General features: G+C 58.4%; 8 protein-coding genes, 4 rRNA genes and 1 pseudogene (1 of these 13 cut by a window edge). 5 read left to right on the forward strand and 8 right to left on the reverse strand.

What is annotated here, in order from left to right; genetic code table 11:
- From V9L13_RS21405 to rrf (V9L13_RS21420), 4 genes are all read left to right on the forward strand, one after another.
- Window positions 1–87, forward strand: a 16S ribosomal RNA gene (locus V9L13_RS21405) (it extends 1,450 nt beyond the left edge of the window).
- 277 nt (window positions 88–364) lie between these two features.
- Window positions 365–3,256 (forward strand): 23S ribosomal RNA (locus V9L13_RS21410).
- Window positions 3,257–3,411: 155 nt separating this feature from the next.
- Window positions 3,412–3,527, forward strand: a 5S ribosomal RNA gene (rrf, locus tag V9L13_RS21415).
- Between the two features lie 105 nt (window positions 3,528–3,632).
- Window positions 3,633–3,748, forward strand: a 5S ribosomal RNA gene (gene rrf / locus V9L13_RS21420).
- Together the 16S, 23S and 5S rRNA genes form the textbook arrangement of a ribosomal RNA operon.
- Before the next feature lie 65 nt (window positions 3,749–3,813).
- On the opposite strand, the gene V9L13_RS21425 is transcribed toward rrf (V9L13_RS21420), so the two are convergent.
- The 4 genes from V9L13_RS21425 to V9L13_RS21440 all read right to left on the reverse strand — a co-directional run bounded on the left by V9L13_RS21425 (window position 3,814) and on the right by V9L13_RS21440 (window position 9,158).
- Entirely contained in the window at window positions 3,814–4,992 is a 1,179-nt protein-coding gene (locus V9L13_RS21425; RefSeq protein WP_338800473.1) for a PepSY domain-containing protein, read from the reverse strand.
- A gap of 75 nt (window positions 4,993–5,067) precedes the next feature.
- The gene (locus V9L13_RS21430) at window positions 5,068–7,569 is read right to left on the reverse strand and encodes a TonB-dependent siderophore receptor (RefSeq protein ID WP_338800474.1); all 2,502 of its coding nucleotides are present in this window, start codon (window positions 7,567–7,569) and stop codon (window positions 5,068–5,070) included.
- A gap of 87 nt (window positions 7,570–7,656) precedes the next feature.
- Complete coding sequence (locus tag V9L13_RS21435; RefSeq protein WP_338800475.1) at window positions 7,657–8,658, reverse strand: FecR family protein; 1,002 nt, start codon at window positions 8,656–8,658, stop codon at window positions 7,657–7,659.
- Complete coding sequence (locus V9L13_RS21440; protein WP_338800476.1) at window positions 8,658–9,158, reverse strand: sigma-70 family RNA polymerase sigma factor; 501 nt, start codon at window positions 9,156–9,158, stop codon at window positions 8,658–8,660. Before V9L13_RS21440 ends, V9L13_RS21435 begins: the two co-directional genes overlap by 1 nt.
- Window positions 9,159–9,470: 312 nt before the next feature.
- Here V9L13_RS21440 and V9L13_RS21445 point away from each other — a divergent pair, with 312 nt between their 5' ends.
- On the forward strand, window positions 9,471–11,351 hold the full coding sequence (locus V9L13_RS21445; RefSeq protein WP_103519918.1) for a methyl-accepting chemotaxis protein: 1,881 nt from the start codon (window positions 9,471–9,473) through the stop codon (window positions 11,349–11,351).
- 146 nt (window positions 11,352–11,497) lie between these two features.
- Here V9L13_RS21445 and V9L13_RS21450 read toward each other — a convergent pair whose 3' ends face one another.
- From V9L13_RS21450 to V9L13_RS21465, 4 genes and pseudogenes are all read right to left on the reverse strand, one after another.
- Window positions 11,498–11,965: an SRPBCC family protein gene (locus tag V9L13_RS21450; RefSeq protein WP_201136110.1), complete on the reverse strand. Its 468-nt coding sequence runs from the start codon at window positions 11,963–11,965 to the stop codon at window positions 11,498–11,500.
- Window positions 11,966–11,989: 24 nt separating this feature from the next.
- Window positions 11,990–15,381: pseudogene (locus V9L13_RS21455) on the reverse strand (amino acid adenylation domain-containing protein).
- Window positions 15,382–15,394: 13 nt separating this feature from the next.
- Window positions 15,395–16,324: a diiron oxygenase gene (locus V9L13_RS21460; RefSeq protein WP_003220441.1), complete on the reverse strand. Its 930-nt coding sequence runs from the start codon at window positions 16,322–16,324 to the stop codon at window positions 15,395–15,397.
- The gene (locus tag V9L13_RS21465; RefSeq protein ID WP_003220443.1) at window positions 16,321–17,097 is read right to left on the reverse strand and encodes a DUF3050 domain-containing protein; all 777 of its coding nucleotides are present in this window, start codon (window positions 17,095–17,097) and stop codon (window positions 16,321–16,323) included. Before V9L13_RS21465 ends, V9L13_RS21460 begins: the two co-directional genes overlap by 4 nt.
- Between the last annotated feature and the right edge of the window lie 446 nt (window positions 17,098–17,543).

Consider the following 17,543-nt stretch of genomic DNA (forward strand, 5'->3'; position numbering starts at 1 on the left):
AGGACGGTTACCACGGTGTGATTCATGACTGGGGTGAAGTCGTAACAAGGTAGCCGTAGGGGAACCTGCGGCTGGATCACCTCCTTAATCGACGACATCAGCTGCTCCATAAGTTCCCACACGAATTGCTTGATTCATGCGTTTGTAAAAGTGCAGAGCTAACTATTCGAATCGAATAATTAGCTCTGATCTTTTTCAGAACCGTTCTTTAAAAATTTGGGTATGTGATAGAAAGATAGACTGAACGTTACTTTCACTGGTAACGGATCAGGCTAAGGTAAAATTTGTGAGTGACTCTTAAGAGTTTTGCGAATTTTCGGCGAATGTCGTCTTCACAGTATAACCAGATTGCTTGGGGTTATATGGTCAAGTGAAGAAGCGCATACGGTGGATGCCTTGGCAGTCAGAGGCGATGAAAGACGTGGTAGCCTGCGAAAAGCTTCGGGGAGTCGGCAAACAGACTTTGATCCGGAGATGTCTGAATGGGGGAACCCAGCCATCATAAGATGGTTATCTTGTACTGAATACATAGGTGCAAGAGGCGAACCAGGGGAACTGAAACATCTAAGTACCCTGAGGAAAAGAAATCAACCGAGATTCCCTTAGTAGTGGCGAGCGAACGGGGACTAGCCCTTAAGTGGCTTTGAGATTAGCGGAACGCTCTGGAAAGTGCGGCCATAGTGGGTGATAGCCCTGTACGCGAAAATCTCTTGGTCATGAAATCGAGTAGGACGGAGCACGAGAAACTTTGTCTGAATATGGGGGGACCATCCTCCAAGGCTAAATACTACTGACTGACCGATAGTGAACTAGTACCGTGAGGGAAAGGCGAAAAGAACCCCGGAGAGGGGAGTGAAATAGATCCTGAAACCGTATGCGTACAAGCAGTGGGAGCCCACTTTGTTGGGTGACTGCGTACCTTTTGTATAATGGGTCAGCGACTTATTTTCAGTGGCGAGCTTAACCGAATAGGGGAGGCGTAGCGAAAGCGAGTCTTAATAGGGCGTCTAGTCGCTGGGAATAGACCCGAAACCGGGCGATCTATCCATGGGCAGGTTGAAGGTTAGGTAACACTGACTGGAGGACCGAACCGACTACCGTTGAAAAGTTAGCGGATGACCTGTGGATCGGAGTGAAAGGCTAATCAAGCTCGGAGATAGCTGGTTCTCCTCGAAAGCTATTTAGGTAGCGCCTCATGTATCACTGTAGGGGGTAGAGCACTGTTTCGGCTAGGGGGTCATCCCGACTTACCAAACCGATGCAAACTCCGAATACCTACAAGTGCCGAGCATGGGAGACACACGGCGGGTGCTAACGTCCGTCGTGAAAAGGGAAACAACCCAGACCGTCAGCTAAGGTCCCAAAGTTATGGTTAAGTGGGAAACGATGTGGGAAGGCTTAGACAGCTAGGAGGTTGGCTTAGAAGCAGCCACCCTTTAAAGAAAGCGTAATAGCTCACTAGTCGAGTCGGCCTGCGCGGAAGATGTAACGGGGCTCAAACCATACACCGAAGCTACGGGTATCACGCAAGTGATGCGGTAGAGGAGCGTTCTGTAAGCCTGTGAAGGTGAGTTGAGAAGCTTGCTGGAGGTATCAGAAGTGCGAATGCTGACATGAGTAACGACAATGGGTGTGAAAAACACCCACGCCGAAAGACCAAGGTTTCCTGCGCAACGTTAATCGACGCAGGGTTAGTCGGTCCCTAAGGCGAGGCTGAAAAGCGTAGTCGATGGAAAACAGGTTAATATTCCTGTACTTCTGGTTATTGCGATGGAGGGACGGAGAAGGCTAGGCCAGCTTGGCGTTGGTTGTCCAAGTTTAAGGTGGTAGGCTGAGATCTTAGGTAAATCCGGGATCTTAAGGCCGAGAGCTGATGACGAGTTACCCTTTGGGTGACGAAGTGGTTGATGCCATGCTTCCAAGAAAAGCTTCTAAGCTTCAGGTAACCAGGAACCGTACCCCAAACCGACACAGGTGGTTGGGTAGAGAATACCAAGGCGCTTGAGAGAACTCGGGTGAAGGAACTAGGCAAAATGGCACCGTAACTTCGGGAGAAGGTGCGCCGGTGAGGGTGAAGGACTTGCTCCGTAAGCTCATGCCGGTCGAAGATACCAGGCCGCTGCGACTGTTTATTAAAAACACAGCACTCTGCAAACACGAAAGTGGACGTATAGGGTGTGACGCCTGCCCGGTGCCGGAAGGTTAATTGATGGGGTTAGCTAACGCGAAGCTCTTGATCGAAGCCCCGGTAAACGGCGGCCGTAACTATAACGGTCCTAAGGTAGCGAAATTCCTTGTCGGGTAAGTTCCGACCTGCACGAATGGCGTAACGATGGCGGCGCTGTCTCCACCCGAGACTCAGTGAAATTGAAATCGCTGTGAAGATGCAGTGTATCCGCGGCTAGACGGAAAGACCCCGTGAACCTTTACTATAGCTTTGCACTGGACTTTGAATTTGCTTGTGTAGGATAGGTGGGAGGCTTTGAAGCGTGGACGCCAGTTCGCGTGGAGCCATCCTTGAAATACCACCCTGGCAACTTTGAGGTTCTAACTCAGGTCCGTTATCCGGATCGAGGACAGTGTATGGTGGGTAGTTTGACTGGGGCGGTCTCCTCCTAAAGAGTAACGGAGGAGTACGAAGGTGCGCTCAGACCGGTCGGAAATCGGTCGTAGAGTATAAAGGCAAAAGCGCGCTTGACTGCGAGACAGACACGTCGAGCAGGTACGAAAGTAGGTCTTAGTGATCCGGTGGTTCTGTATGGAAGGGCCATCGCTCAACGGATAAAAGGTACTCCGGGGATAACAGGCTGATACCGCCCAAGAGTTCATATCGACGGCGGTGTTTGGCACCTCGATGTCGGCTCATCACATCCTGGGGCTGAAGCCGGTCCCAAGGGTATGGCTGTTCGCCATTTAAAGTGGTACGCGAGCTGGGTTTAGAACGTCGTGAGACAGTTCGGTCCCTATCTGCCGTGGACGTTTGAGATTTGAGAGGGGCTGCTCCTAGTACGAGAGGACCGGAGTGGACGAACCTCTGGTGTTCCGGTTGTCACGCCAGTGGCATTGCCGGGTAGCTATGTTCGGGAAAGATAACCGCTGAAAGCATCTAAGCGGGAAACTTGCCTCAAGATGAGATCTCACTGGAACCTTGAGTTCCCTGAAGGGCCGTCGAAGACTACGACGTTGATAGGTTGGGTGTGTAAGCGCTGTGAGGCGTTGAGCTAACCAATACTAATTGCCCGTGAGGCTTGACCATATAACACCCAAGCAATTTGACTACTCGAAAGAGCATCAGATTGCGGTGTGTGAAGACGCAATGAACCGAAAGTTCGCGATGCTCACAAGACACCTGTATCACATACCCGATTTGCTGAAGCGAGGCCAACAGGTCGCGAGTCAGTACCCGAATTTCTTGACGACCATAGAGCGTTGGAACCACCTGATCCCATCCCGAACTCAGAAGTGAAACGATGCATCGCCGATGGTAGTGTGGGGTTTCCCCATGTGAGAGTAGGTCATCGTCAAGATTAAATTCCGAAACCCCAATTGCGAAAGCAGTTGGGGTTTTGTTTTAGTAGAAGTCACCGATTTTGCTGGCACGTTACCGTGTTGACGGGCCAGATACAGAATTTCTTGACGACCATAGAGCGTTGGAACCACCTGATCCCATCCCGAACTCAGAAGTGAAACGATGCATCGCCGATGGTAGTGTGGGGTTTCCCCATGTGAGAGTAGGTCATCGTCAAGATTAAATTCCAGAACCCCTGTCTGCTAACGCAGACAGGGGTTTTGTCGTTTCAGGGCTCCCAAAACTCAGGCCGCTTTGCGAGCCTTGCTGATGCGCCGGGCCTGCCACTTGCGCCACCAGATGTAGACGCCAGTCCCCGATAGCCCCGCGATCAGAACCCCCAATACCGCGATGATCACTTGCCCGGTGAAGCCGATGATCCGTCCGCCATGTATCGGTAGTTGCAAGCGGTAAAACCGTTCCCCCAACGTCCCTTGTCCGGCAATTTCCTGACCTAATAATCGCCCGTCAGTACCGTGGAAGAACAACCAGGATTTGCCATGCGCTTCAGTGTCGTGATGCCCGAATCCTGCGCCGTAGAAGTTGTACTCAAAGCTGTAATACAACTCCCCGATCGCCGCTGTCAGTCCTAACCTCTTCCCCTCCAGCAATGCCCTTTCGTACGCCTGTTGATAACTCAACTGCGTCACCCCCAACGCCGACGGAGGCATTCGCCCTCGGGCCTCATAAACGCTCGGCTCGATCGGTGAAAACAGCGACACCGCCGGTTTGAAGACCTGACTGGGCAAGTTCATCGCGACACTGCTGACCGCAATCGGTAGCAACAACAACCACAGCCACAATCCCCCCGCGCGATGCAGATCGAAGTTGAGCCGATAAGCGTGCCCGCCCTTGATCTTCCAGGCCAACGACCACTTGCTCCAGAACGGTTTGCCACGGGGAAGCGTCAGCCACAGCGCAATGAAGCAATCGATTACCCAAGCGATGGCAACCAGGCCCATCAACCACAGGCCCCAGTTGCCGGGCAACGTCAGGTTGTAATGAAACTCAAGAATGAACGGAATGAAGTTCTCCCGCGCAAAGCAGCATTCACCCCAGTAACGTTGGCCCTTCTGCTCGGCATTTACCGGGTCCAGATAGAACACCTGATTGCGCTCATCAAACGGTTTGCCGGTCGCCGGATCATTGCGCGGCACCGCCGCCAACATGGCGGTATGTCCCGCCTCCTGCGGATACTCCATGTACCAGACCTGCAACTTCGGATGCGAGGTTTGCACCGCATCGACCAAGGCCCCGGGAGGCAATCGTTGCCCCTCAGATGAAGCCGCGTAGAACTGCGGATTCAGCCACTCATCCAACTCATGATTGAACGCAAGAATGCTCCCGGTGATCCCGGCCAGCAGTAAAAACACCGCCGTCGCCAGCCCGATATAGCGATGCAACAACACCAACAATGCGCGCATGAAATGTTCCCCACAGAGACGACAAAGCCAGCCCCTGAAAACAGGGGCTGGCTTTTTTATGCACAAGGCAAAGGTTTAGAACTGGTAGCTGACCGTGGCGGCGACGTTGCGCTCTTCGCCCATGTAGCAGAAGTTCAGACTCGCGCAGGAGGCCACGTAGGATTCATTGGTCAGGTTGTTCGCGTTCAGACGCACGTCGACACCTTTCAAACCGACCTTGCCCAGGTCATAGCCGATCGATGCGTCGAACAGTGTGTAGGACGGCACCTTCAGGGTGTTCTCCGCATCCGCCCAGCTGTAACCGACATAACGCACACCACCGCCCAGACGCAGGCCATCGAGCGCCGCACTGTCGAACTTGTAGTCCGCCCACAACGACGCCATGTGCCGCGGTGCCTGGGTCGGCGAATTGCCCTTGTTCTCGATCACGGCGGTCGGCGTGCTCAGGGTGCTGACCATCGACTTCGAGTACTCGATATCGGTGAAGGTATAGCTGCCGAGCACTTTCAGGTTGTCGGTCAACTGCATGTGCGCTTCCAGCTCCAGGCCTTGCGAGCGGACAGCGCCCACCGCGCGGTAGAAGTTTTCCTGAGGCAGCTTGGTCGCCAGATTTTCCTGATCGATCCGGAACAGCGAGGCGGTGAACAGGTTGTCGGTGCCCGGCGGTTGATACTTCAGGCCGACTTCCCACTGTGTGCCATCGGTCGGAGGCAGAGGATTGCCAGCGCTGTCGGCATACGAGTTCGGGTTAAACGACTCGGAGTAGCTGATGTACGGCGCCAGGCCGTTCTCGAACAGATACAACGCGCCAGCACGTCCGGTCAGTTTGGTGCGCCGGTCATTGATTTCAGTACCGACCGGACGGCCTGCTTCGGCGATACGGTTCTCATCCGAAGTCTCGACCCAGTCCTGGCGCAGACCCAGCGAGAAGCGCCATTGGTCCATCTCGATCAGGTCTTGCAGGTACACGCCGGTCTGCTCCAGGCGCCGCAGGTAACTGGTATCGCCGTACATATCGATCGCCGAATTGCCGTAGACCGGGTTGAACGCGTTGATCGGGGCCAGGCCGCCACTGGTCCAGTCGACCACGGTTTTGCGCCGTTGATAATCGGCGCCCATCAACACCGTGTGCTTGGTGGCACCGGTGAAGAATTCGGCCTGCAGCATGTTGTCGACGATGAACGCATGCAGACGTTCATCGCCGCCGGTGTAGTAGCGGTTCAGTTCGTTGCTGGTTGGCGTCGTCCAGCCGTAGGCGTAGACCTGATCCATGTTGACCTTGGAGTCGAGGTAACGGAAATTCTGCCGCGCCGTGAAGACATCGTTGAAGCGATGCTCGAACTGATAGCCGAACGACTGCTGATCCCGCGAGTAACCGTCAATCCCCGGCTCCCCCTCGAAGAAGTGCGGCGAGATGCGGTTGCCGTTGCGCTGATGAATCGTGCCATCCGCCGGCACGCCACCGTGGTAGCCGCCGTCCGGATCGTGCTGCAGATACGCCTGCAGCGTCAGCGAAGTGTCTTCGCTGAAGTCGATGCTCAGAGTCGGTGCGAGGGCGAAGCGTTTTTCCTTGTTGTGGTCGAACTGCGTGTCGGACTGATCCGTCAAACCGGTGAGACGATAGGCAATGCGTTTGTCGTCATCGACCGGACCGCTGAAGTCAAAACCGACACCGCGCTGACCTTGGGTGCCAACCGTGGCCTGGACCTGATGATAGGCCTCGTACAACGGCTTTTTGCTGGTCAGCGCCACCAGGCCACCGGGCGAACTGCGGCCATACAAGACTGACGACGGGCCTTTGAGAATATCCACACGCTCAAGGAAATACGGATCGACCTGCATGGTGCTGTAGGTGCCGCTGTCGCCCATCGACTTGAGGCCGTCGAGGTAGATGTTGTCCACCGAGCCGTCGTTGAAACCGCGCATCGCCAAATAGTCGTAGCGATGAGTCGCGCCGTAAGGGTTGGTCAGCACGCCGGGGGTATAGCGCATCGCCTGGGAGACGGTCTGTGAGCCTTGATCGTCCATTTGCTCGCGGGTCACCACCGATACGCTTTGCGAAGTTTCCAGCAGCGCGGTACTGGTTTTGGTAGCGATCTGGCTGTGGGTGGCGTTGTAGCCTTCCATGCTGCCCAGCGCGTTACCGAGGGCGAAACCTTTGATGTCGGTGGTTGGCAGTGCCAGCGCCTCGGGTTCGCTGATTGAACGCAGGATGTAGCTGTTTCCGTCTTGGCTGATCGCTTCCAGACCCGAGCCGCCCAGCAAATGGCTCAACGCCTGATCGGTGGAATATTCGCCCTGTACGCCCGGAGACTGCCGCCCCTGCGTTTGCTGCGGGGTCATCGACAAGGTGATGCCCGCCTGACGCGCGAACTGGTTCAGCGCTTCGCCCAGCGGGCCGGCGGTGATGTTGTAGCCATGACTGCTCGCTTCACTGGCATTGGCGGCGAGGCTCAGGCCTGGCAGCACACCGGCGCCCAGAACGGTGGACAGCAGGGCAGCGCGAATGGCGTGCCCCAGCAGGCCCGATTCGGCAGTGAAGTTCAGCGAGTTCTTACAGGTGAGGCGGACAGTCATTGTAGGTTTCCGTAGGCAGTCGCAAAGGCTGAGTTGAAGTGCTTACTGACCAAGCCGGACTTGTCGCGAAAACCCGCCAAAATAATTTCAGGCCACAGCCTCAAGCGTTACCCACCAACGGGTGCGATAGCGCAATTGCACCGGCAAAGTCTGCGGCAGGATTGCCAGCAGCTTGTCGGTGTCCTCCAGGCGGAACACACCGGACAGGCGCAGATCAGCCACCTGCGGCGTGCACGTCACGAAGCCCTGACGATAACGTCCGACTTCATTGAGGAAATCGCCCAGGCGCATGTTGCGGGTCACGATCAAACCATCGACCCAGGCGCCCGCGTCCATATCCAGTGGAGGTGCAGGGCGCACCTGATGGTGATCGATCAGAAAGGTCTGCCCGGCGAAAGCCTCAACCGAAGCTCCGCCGTTGTGGATGGCGACGCGCCCGGAGCTGACGCTCAGTCGCGTGCAATCGTTTTCCTGGCGCAGGATGAAGCGGGCATTGGCCGGCTCATAAGTGCCATGGCGACTTTGCACGCGAAGCGGCCGGCTGAACGCCGCGCCTTCATCATTACTCCCGCAAGTGACGATGATTTCGCCACGGGTGAGTTTGATCAGCCGCTGCTGCGCGGTGTAGTCCAGATCCACTGCGCTGGCCGTGTTCAGCTCGATCCGCGTGCCGTCGGGCAACTGGAACCCGCGACGCTCGCCGGTCGCCGTAGCGTAATCAGCGCGCCACTGCTGCCACACGGAGGTGTCCTTGGCCAGCCACGCCGCGGAGCCCATCAGCACCGCGCCGGACAGCAGCTTCAAGGCCTGGCGCCGCCCCAGCCCCTGCGCACTGTTTTCCAGGGTATTGAACGCCACCTGTGCGCCGGGCACGGCGCGCAGGTTATGGCTCAGTTCGGCCTGCAGCGACTGCACGCGCTGCCACGCCAGTTCATGCTCGTGATGCTCGGCGCGCCACGCTTCGCATTGGCGACTCAGGCGCGCATTGCCATGGTTGTTGCGCAGCCGCAGCAGCCAGTGAATGGCTTGTTTGACCACCTGTTGCGGCGGTTCGGCGCGTCGCCCGGTCGAGAGGTTATCCACAGGCATCAGCTGTCGTACCGCAACACGTAGCAGTGATACAGCGCATCGGCGACGTAACGCTCCACCGAACGCAGAGACAAGCCCAGCTGTTCGGCGATCTGCTTGTGCGTCAAACCTTCACACTGCGCCAGCAGAAACGCCTGACGCACTTTCGGCCGCAAGCCTTCAAGCATGCGCGCGATGCTCTCGAGCAACTCGATTACCAGCGCGCGGGTTTCGGCGCTTGGGGTTTCGGCTTCGGGCAAATGGGCGATGGTTTCGAGATAGGCGCGTTCGATTTCTTCACGACGCCAATGATCGATCACCAGGCCACGGGCGATGGTGCGTAAAAATGCGCGAGGCGCCTTGAGTTCCAGGCGTTCGCTGCGCTGCAACAGGCGGACGAAGGTGTCCTGGGCCAGATCTGCGGCATCCGCGGCATTGCCCAGCCGCGCCCGCAGCCAGGCGTTGAGCCAGCCGTGATGACTCCTGTAAAGCGCCTGCACTGCAAACTCAGGTGAGGACATGAACGCGACAGCCCGAACGTCACAAATGATAATTAGTCGCATTTTTATCAGGGGTTGCGAATTTTGCAACCTCTGCTCGGAGATCCAGCAAAAAAAACTTCGTGGCGAACGCTCTGGCACGCCGTTCGGCGGGAATCTGACAGAAATGCAGGCCATTTCCCACGCAGCCCTAAGATTTCCGCGAATGGTGCCGACAGACTGGTGAGACATGCGTGCACCAAAGTAGAGCGGCCATCAGAACGCTGCCTGCGCTGTACATGGAATGTTGCATCCCGGAACGCATCCCCACTTTTGCATAAGAAGTCCCATGAAATGAATCTCAAGTTCAGCCATAAAATCCTGTTGGCCGCCTCGGGCGTCGTGGTCCTGGCTTTCGCTTTGTTCACCCTCTACAACGACTATCTGCAGCGAAACACCATTCGCCAGAACCTCCAGTCGTCTGTACAGCAGGCCGGTGATCTGACCGCCAGCAGCGTGCAGAACTGGATGAGCGGGCGAATTCTGGTGCTGGAAAACCTCGCGCAGAACGTTGCCCATCAGGGCAAGGACGCCGACTTCCCTGGGCTGGTCGATCAACCGGCCTTCACCTCGAACTTCCAGTTCACCTACGTCGGTCAGGCCAACGGTGTGTTCACCCAGCGCCCTGACGCGAAGATGCCCGACGGCTACGACCCGCGTCAGCGCCCTTGGTACAAGCAAGCCGTTGCTGCCGACAAAACCATGCTGACCCCGCCGTACATGGCCGCGGTCGGTGGTCTGGTGGTGACCATCGCCATGCCGGTGAAAAAGAATGGCGAGCTGCTGGGGGTGGTCGGTGGTGACCTGAGCCTGGAAACCCTGGTAAAGATCATCAACTCGGTGGACTTCGGTGGCCTCGGCCACGCATTCCTGGTCAGCGGTGACGGTCAAGTGATCGTCAGCCCGGACAAAGACCAGGTGATGAAGAACCTCAAGGACATCTACCCGAATTCCGGCGTGCGCATCGAGAAGGGCAACCAGAACGTGGTGCTCAACGGCCAGGAACGCATTCTGTCGTTCACTCCGGTCAGCGACTTGCCGAATGCCGATTGGTACATCGGTCTGTCGATCGATCGCGACAAGGCCTACGCCGCCCTCAGCCAGTTCCGTACTTCGGCGCTGATCGCGATGTTCGTCGCGGTCGCTGCGATTGCGCTGCTGCTGAGCCTGCTGATCAACGTCCTGATGCGTCCACTGACCACCATGGGCCGCGCGATGCGGGACATCGCCCAGGGCGAAGGTGACTTGACCCGTCGTCTGGTCGTGGAAGGCAAGGATGAGTTCGCTGAACTGGGCAGCTCGTTCAACCAGTTCGTCGAGCGTATTCACGCGTCGATTTCCGAAGTGTCCTCGGCCACTCGTCACGTGCACGACCTGTCGCAACGCGTGATGGCCTCGTCCAACGCCTCGATCATCGGTTCCGACGAACAAAGCGCGCGCACCAACAGCGTGGCCGCCGCGATCAACCAGTTGGGCGCCGCCACTCAGGAAATCGCCCGCAACGCCGCCGATGCATCGCAGCACGCCAGCGGCGCCAGCGAGCAGGCCGATGACGGTCGTCAGGTGGTCGAGCAGACCATTCAGGCGATGACCGAGCTGTCGCAGAAGATCAGCCTGTCGTGCACTCAGATCGAAACACTCAACGCCAGCACCGACAACATCGGTCATATCCTCGATGTGATCAAAGGCATCTCGCAGCAGACCAACCTGCTGGCGCTCAACGCGGCCATCGAAGCGGCCCGTGCCGGTGAAGCCGGACGCGGTTTTGCGGTGGTGGCGGACGAAGTACGTAACCTCGCCCACCGCACCCAGGAGTCGGCGGAAGAGATTCACAAGATGATCACCTCCTTGCAGGTCGGTTCCCGTGAAGCGGTGACCACCATGAACGCCAGTCAGGCGTCCAGCGAAGAGAGCGTTGAAGTGGCGAATCAGGCCGGTCTGCGCCTGGTCAGCGTGACCCAGCGCATCGGCGAAATCGATGGCATGAACCAGTCGGTGGCCGCTGCAACCGAAGAGCAGACCGCCGTGGTGGAAACCCTCAACGTCGACGTCAACCAGATCAACCTGCTGAACCAGCAGAGCGTGGCCAACCTCAATGAAACATTGAAGGATTGTGATGCGTTGTCGCAGCAGGCCAACCGCCTGAAGCAGCTGGTGGACAGCTTCAAGATCTGATCCGCAGATTGAAGACCGCGTTATCGTTCTTCGCGAGCAAGCCCGCTCCCACAAATTGACCGCGTTCCTACAGAAGGAATGCAATCAAAATGTGGGAGCGGGCTTGCTCGCGAAGGCGGTAGCTCAATCACCGCAGAACTGAAGCCTTATACAAACAGCTTCAACACATTCCCCATCGCATCATCGGCAAACCCCTGCACGAAATCCTTGAACCCCGGCAGTGCTTCCTCCCCACCTGAAGCCGGCTCGGCAATGATCGTCCAGGTCGCCCGCGACTTCCCTGCGCCCAACGATTCCACATTCATCGCCGCCCACAGATTGGCCACACCCAAGGTGTTGTAGATCGTGGTCCAGGTCATGGCCCGTGCCTGCTCATCGCGGGAGTTGAGTTGCTCGACCACCACGTTGCCGTCCTTGAAGAATTTCTTGCGCAGCGAGGACACGCCTTCGCCGGTCATTTCGATGTGCGACAGCGCCGGGATGAAGCGGTCGAAGCCAGCGAAATTGCCGACCACCGCCCAGACCTGCGCCGCGTCCGCCGGCACTTCCACCGAAGAGATGACATGGCAGCCGTGAGGGTTTTTGATCAGGGTGTCCGGTTGCAGAGTGCTCATGGTGTTGCTCCTTTTTTGGATGAATCAGATGAAGTTGATTTCTTTCAGGTAATCGCAGCCGCGACGCAGCAGCGCCGGGGATTTTTCCGGGTAGTGCGCGCCCATCTGTTGCACGCCGGCTTCGGCGTTGGCGTGGCCGATCAGGGAGATGTCGCCAATGTCCTCCTCGAAGCCGTTGAGGTAGAAACCGAGCACGCCAAACAGCGCGTTGTCGGTGTCGACCCGGCCCAGTTGCTGCTGCCAGTCGGCGACGCTGACCAGCGAGAATTCGCTGCCGGTTTCGCGGAACGAGGCGACGTAGGCATCCCAACTCAGCGGTTCGGGGTTGTGCAGGTTGAACACCGCGCGCTCGGTCGAATGACGGCTGGCGTGGAAGGCGATGAAACGCGCTAGAAAGTCCACCGGCATCAGGTCGAAATTCAGCGCGAAGGCCGGCACCTGACCGAGCTGGATCGAGCCTTTGAGCATCAGCATCAAACGGTTTTTGTGCGGCTGGCAGACGCCGCTCAGGCTGTTGAAACTGATGTTGCCGGGGCGATACAGGTTGACCCACACCCCCGCTCGCGCGCCCGCTCGAGGACGCGTTCGCCGACCCATTTCGACAGGTTGTAGCCGTTGCGGATGTAGATCGGCGGGGTCGGCGCGGCAGGCAATTCGAGCACTCGGCCTTCGCCATCGACGGTGCTTGAAGCGGACAGCGTCGAGACAAAGTTGAAGACCTTTTTGCTGCGTCCTTCACACAAGCGCAGCAGCTCGAAAATCGGCTCGACGTTATCCGCTGCCAGCGACTCGTAATCGAGCACGTGGTTGACGTTGGCGGCGTTGTGCACCAGTGCGCCGAACTCGCGATCGAGGCGCTGATAATCGTCGTCGGCCAGGCCCAGTTGCGGGCGGGTGAGGTCTGCCGAATAGATCCGCACCCGACTCAGATCCAGGTGCTCGAGACGGTTCTCGCGCAATGCCTGAGCAAAACGCTGCGCCGCCGTTTGCCCGCCACCATCACGCACCAGACACGCCACCTCGCTGGCGCCCCAACCGAGCAGTGCTTCGACGATGTGCACGCCGACAAAACTGTTGGCGCCGGTGACGATCACCTTGTGCACATCACCCAGGCGACTGATCGGCAGCGGCTCGATGTTCAGCGGGCGTTCGGCGTCGGCCATGGCCTGGGCGCTAAGCACCGCGCTGTCGTCGGTACCGCGCACCAGCGTCGCGAGTTTGCTGATGGTCGGCAGTTCGATGAAGCGGTTGATCGAGATGCTGCGCCCGAACTCCTCACGCAAGCGCAGCAACATCCGCGACAGCAGAATCGAATGCCCACCGAGATTGAAGAAGCTTTCGTCGGTGGAAATATCGCTGCTCGGCAGCTCCAGCAGTTCCGCCCAGATCTCCAACAGCAGCGCTTCGTCGGCGTTTGCCGGCAGGCATTTCGGGCCGCTGTCCTGCACACTCACCGGCAGCTCCAGCAATGCCTTACGGTCGACCTTGCCGTTGCTGGCGAATGGCATCTGCGCCAGTTCAGTCCAGGCCACCGGTTGCATGTAGTCCGGCAGAAACTGCTGGGCATGCGCCTTCAACAGGTCGCGGGCAGCGTCCGATTGCGGCTGGGCGAGGAACGCCAGAATTCGCCGCTGACTGTCGATCACCACCGCCACCTGACGGTACAACTGGCTCTCGCGCAGGCAGCGCTCGATCTCTTCCGGCTCGACCCGGAAACCGCGGATCTTCACCTGATTGTCGCGCCGTCCGCACAGCTCGATACCGTGCTCGCCCCACTTGGCCATGTCGCCGCTGCGGTACGCGCGCAACGCTTGGCCATGTGGCAGTTGCAAGGTGAGATAGCGCTCGGCGGTCTGCTGCGGATTGTTCAGATAACCGAGGCAGACGCCGGGGCCGACGATGAACAATTCGCCGACGGTGTTCTCCGGCACCGGTTGCAAGTCGTCATCGAGAATCAGCACCTGACTGTTGGCAATCGGTGCGCCGAGGGTGCGGTTGCTGTCACCCGGTTTGAGCTGGCGAGCCGTGATCAACACCGTCGCCTCGGTGGGGCCGTAGAGGTTGTGCAGCTTGCCCTGCCGGGTCAGTTGCTCGATGACGAAAGGCTCGCAGACGTCGCCACCGGTCATCACCTCCACGCCTTGCAGTTGCTCCAGCGGCAGGATGCTCAGCAGCGCCGGCGGCAGGAACGCGTGGGTCAGTTGCCGGCGGCGGATCAGCGCCACCAGTTGCAGTGGATCGCGGCGCTGGGTGTCGTCGGGCACCACCAGTTCGGCGCCCTGCAGCAGACTCGGGAAGATATCGATCAGCGATGAGTCGAAGCTCAGCGAAGAGAACTGCAAGACCCGACTCTCGGCGCGCAACTGCACGTAATCGGCGTACCACGCCGTGAAGTGGGCGAGGTTCGCCTGGCTCAGCAGCACGCCCTTCGGATGGCCGGTAGTGCCCGAGGTGTAGAGCGCCATGCACGGTGCTTCAAGCATCGGTCGCTGACGCATCAACGGCAGGTCGAGATCGGCGTCGGCACTGTCGATACGACTGACATCCAGCCCGGGCATCGACTCACCGAGCGGGTGCTCGCCGTCGTGCAGCAACAACACCGCCCCGGCGTTTTGCAGGATGTATTGCTGGCGCTGCAACGGATGGCTCGGCTCCAGCGGCAGATACACCGCGCCACTGCCGAGCACCGCCAGAATCGAGGCGAACAGCGCCGGGCTTTTCGGCTGGCAAATGCCCACGACCCACGGCTGCGGATGCTGTTCGAGCAGCGGTTGCAGACGTTGCTGGATCGCACGGCTGTGGGCGTGCAACTGGCGGTAGCTGAGCGACTGCTCGGCCAGGTGCAGCGCCGGTCGCTCGGCGTGTTCGATCAGGCTCTGTTGCAGGCGCTCGATCAGCGGTGTCTGCGCCTGTTGCAACAATGCCGGATGCGCCGTGGCGTTGAGGCGATGGACGTAAGCCAGGCTGTCGAGAAACGACAGGTCTTCCACCTGCTCGAAGTCCGGCGCCGTGGCCGGCGATGCCTGCTGGAAGTACCCGGCATCGCGGGAGAAGCGGCTGACCAGCAGCGCGACTTCGTCGACCAACTGCGTCAGCACTCGCTGGCGCAGTGCCTGACCGTTGCCGGACGGCTCCTCGCCAATCGGCACGCGGCTGATCAGTGACGAGCCGATGAAACACAGCAGGTCGAGTGTCGGCAAACCACCAATGCTTTGCCTTCCGATACCCAGGCGCAGATGCAGGTGGGGGATTGCACAGCGATCGCCGGCGCCGATGAAGCCATCGTCGATGATCAGATCCACTGTCGATTGCGCGGCGCCGCTGCGCATCAATGAGTGACCGTGTTGTTCGAGTTCCTGTGCCAGGTCGGTCATGGCCTGGCTGGCGCCAATCAGCAAAATGTCGAGACGTCTCATGTCGGCCTCCTCATCACACCAGATAGTCACGCAGGGCGTGCTGCACGCAGGGCGTGTCGAGCAGCGAGCTGTTGTGGAAAAAACGCACGATGTTGCCCACCAGCGGATGGTGGCGATTGATCGGGAAGGCCAGTCCGGCCATTTCGTCCTTGAGCGAGCGGCGGATCGCATCACTGACCGGCAAGGCGTCGATCAGGCGCAGATCGAAGGACTTCTGGATGTCATTGGTCAGGTAATGGCCGATGAACACCGGCAGGATCTGCGCGATGGTTTCCCGGTCCGCGTCATTGGCGGTATGCCAATAGATGCGCACCATGCGCGCCCAGAAGCTGGAGTGCCGGCCCTCGTCGAGCAAGTGATCGGCCATCAGGCCTTTGATCGACGGCTTGACCGTGTCGTCCCGGGCGAACGCGGCGACGTCGCCGGTCACGGTGTTTTCGGCGATGGCGACGCAGATCAACTCCACCGCGCTGCGCAGGTGCTCGGGCGCCAGGGCCACGGCGGCAGGAATCGCCCGGCTCAGTTCGATTTCAGCAGGCAGTTCGATCGGCTCGATGCCGGTCATGGCCACGGTCTGCTGCATGAAATCCATCGCCACCAGTGCGTGGTAATCCTCGTCCACCACCACGGTCATCGCGTCGTAGCGACAGGCGAACGGGAAGGGTACGGCGAAGCGATTCTTGGCGATGGCGCGGGCGGTCTGGTCGACGATTTCGGTCTCGAAAATCACCACGTCGTTGATGAACTTGTACAGCGTCTGCACCAACGCAAAATCACGCTGCTGCGGGCACTCGCGCAGGAAGGTTTCGCTGAGCACCAGGGGCTGGCGGCTCAACGGATAGATCAGGCGCTCATCGTCTTCGAGCACGCGCCGTGGCCGGGTGCGGATGGTGGCGCGGGTTTCCCAGGCGTCGGCGAAGGATTGATAGTCGGCGGCGTTCATTGGGCCACCTCCGCCAAAGGTTCACGCATGCTCAGACGCAGGCCGTCCCACAGGGCGATGCGGCTTTCCACGGCCGCGATGGCGCTGGCGTAGACCTCGGCTTCACGCTGCGGATCGCCATCGACCAGGCGCTCGAGCAATTGCTCGGCGGCCGGGCCGTGATCCTCGGAGTCGACCTCGATGTGGCGTTCCAGGTAATAGCGAAAGGTTGGTGCCTGTTCGATGCCGATCCCCCAGTCATCGAGGATGCGCTGGAACATAGGCGGGATCACGCTCTCGCGACCATGCAGGAACGCGGCGGCGACGCTGTGGCCTGGCGCATGCAGCGCGGTGTTTAGCGTCTCGCGGACAAATTTCGCTGCTGCCGGATCGACCTCAACGCTTTGCAGAGCGACGTCGTAACTCACGCCTTCCTGTTGCAGCGCGACAAACCGTTCGACCGCCGTGGTGCTCGCACCGACTTCGCGCATGGCGTCCAGGTACAGCTCGAAATGGCTGTAATGGCCGTGAGCGGGACGGTCGTCGGACTCTTCGCCGAGCACGATCTCGTTGATCAGCCGCGCAGCATGCGGATCGCGTGGCGGCAGCCATGGCAGGCGGGTGCAGGTCAGTTCCTGCTGCAGGCGCTTGGTCAGCGACATGAAATCCCACACGGCGAAGACGTGAGACTCCATGAACCGGCGCAGTACCGATAACGAATCGATTTCGGTAAAGATCGGGTGAACGCTCAATTGAGCTTTTTTCAGGGCGAGTTGTTCTTTAGTTGGCATCATGGCGAACCTCGGTGTTATTGGAATAGAGGGAGTTGCTCGTTCAGTGCATCAACACGGACTTGATAGATTTGAAATGTTTTCTATTGGCGAGCGCGGGCCTCATTCGGATTAATGAAAGTTTGCAAAGTGCATGAAAGGCTCTCGGCCATGCGTTGGCGACTATTTGCCAAAGCTATTGGCTAACTGCGGAGCCGTGCCGTGTTTGCGGGTTGAACCTGCTCGGCGAGGAAAAGCTAATACATCGTCAAATAACTTAACAAGTTTATTTTTAATTATTTTTAGTTGTGTGTTTTTCAAGTATGAGTTGGCCCGGTAAAACTTTTAATTTCAGTTTTACTTGGGCGTAGTTGCTCCTTTCGGCAAATAATGGCCAAAATTGAAGATAAGAGTGAATGCCTCACTCAAAGCAACTTTCCGATGCAAAGATTGAAGTGATGTATAGGAAT

The sequence above is a fragment of the Pseudomonas sp. RSB 5.4 genome, assembly GCF_037126175.1.
Lineage (GTDB): Bacteria > Pseudomonadota > Gammaproteobacteria > Pseudomonadales > Pseudomonadaceae > Aquipseudomonas > Aquipseudomonas fluorescens_H.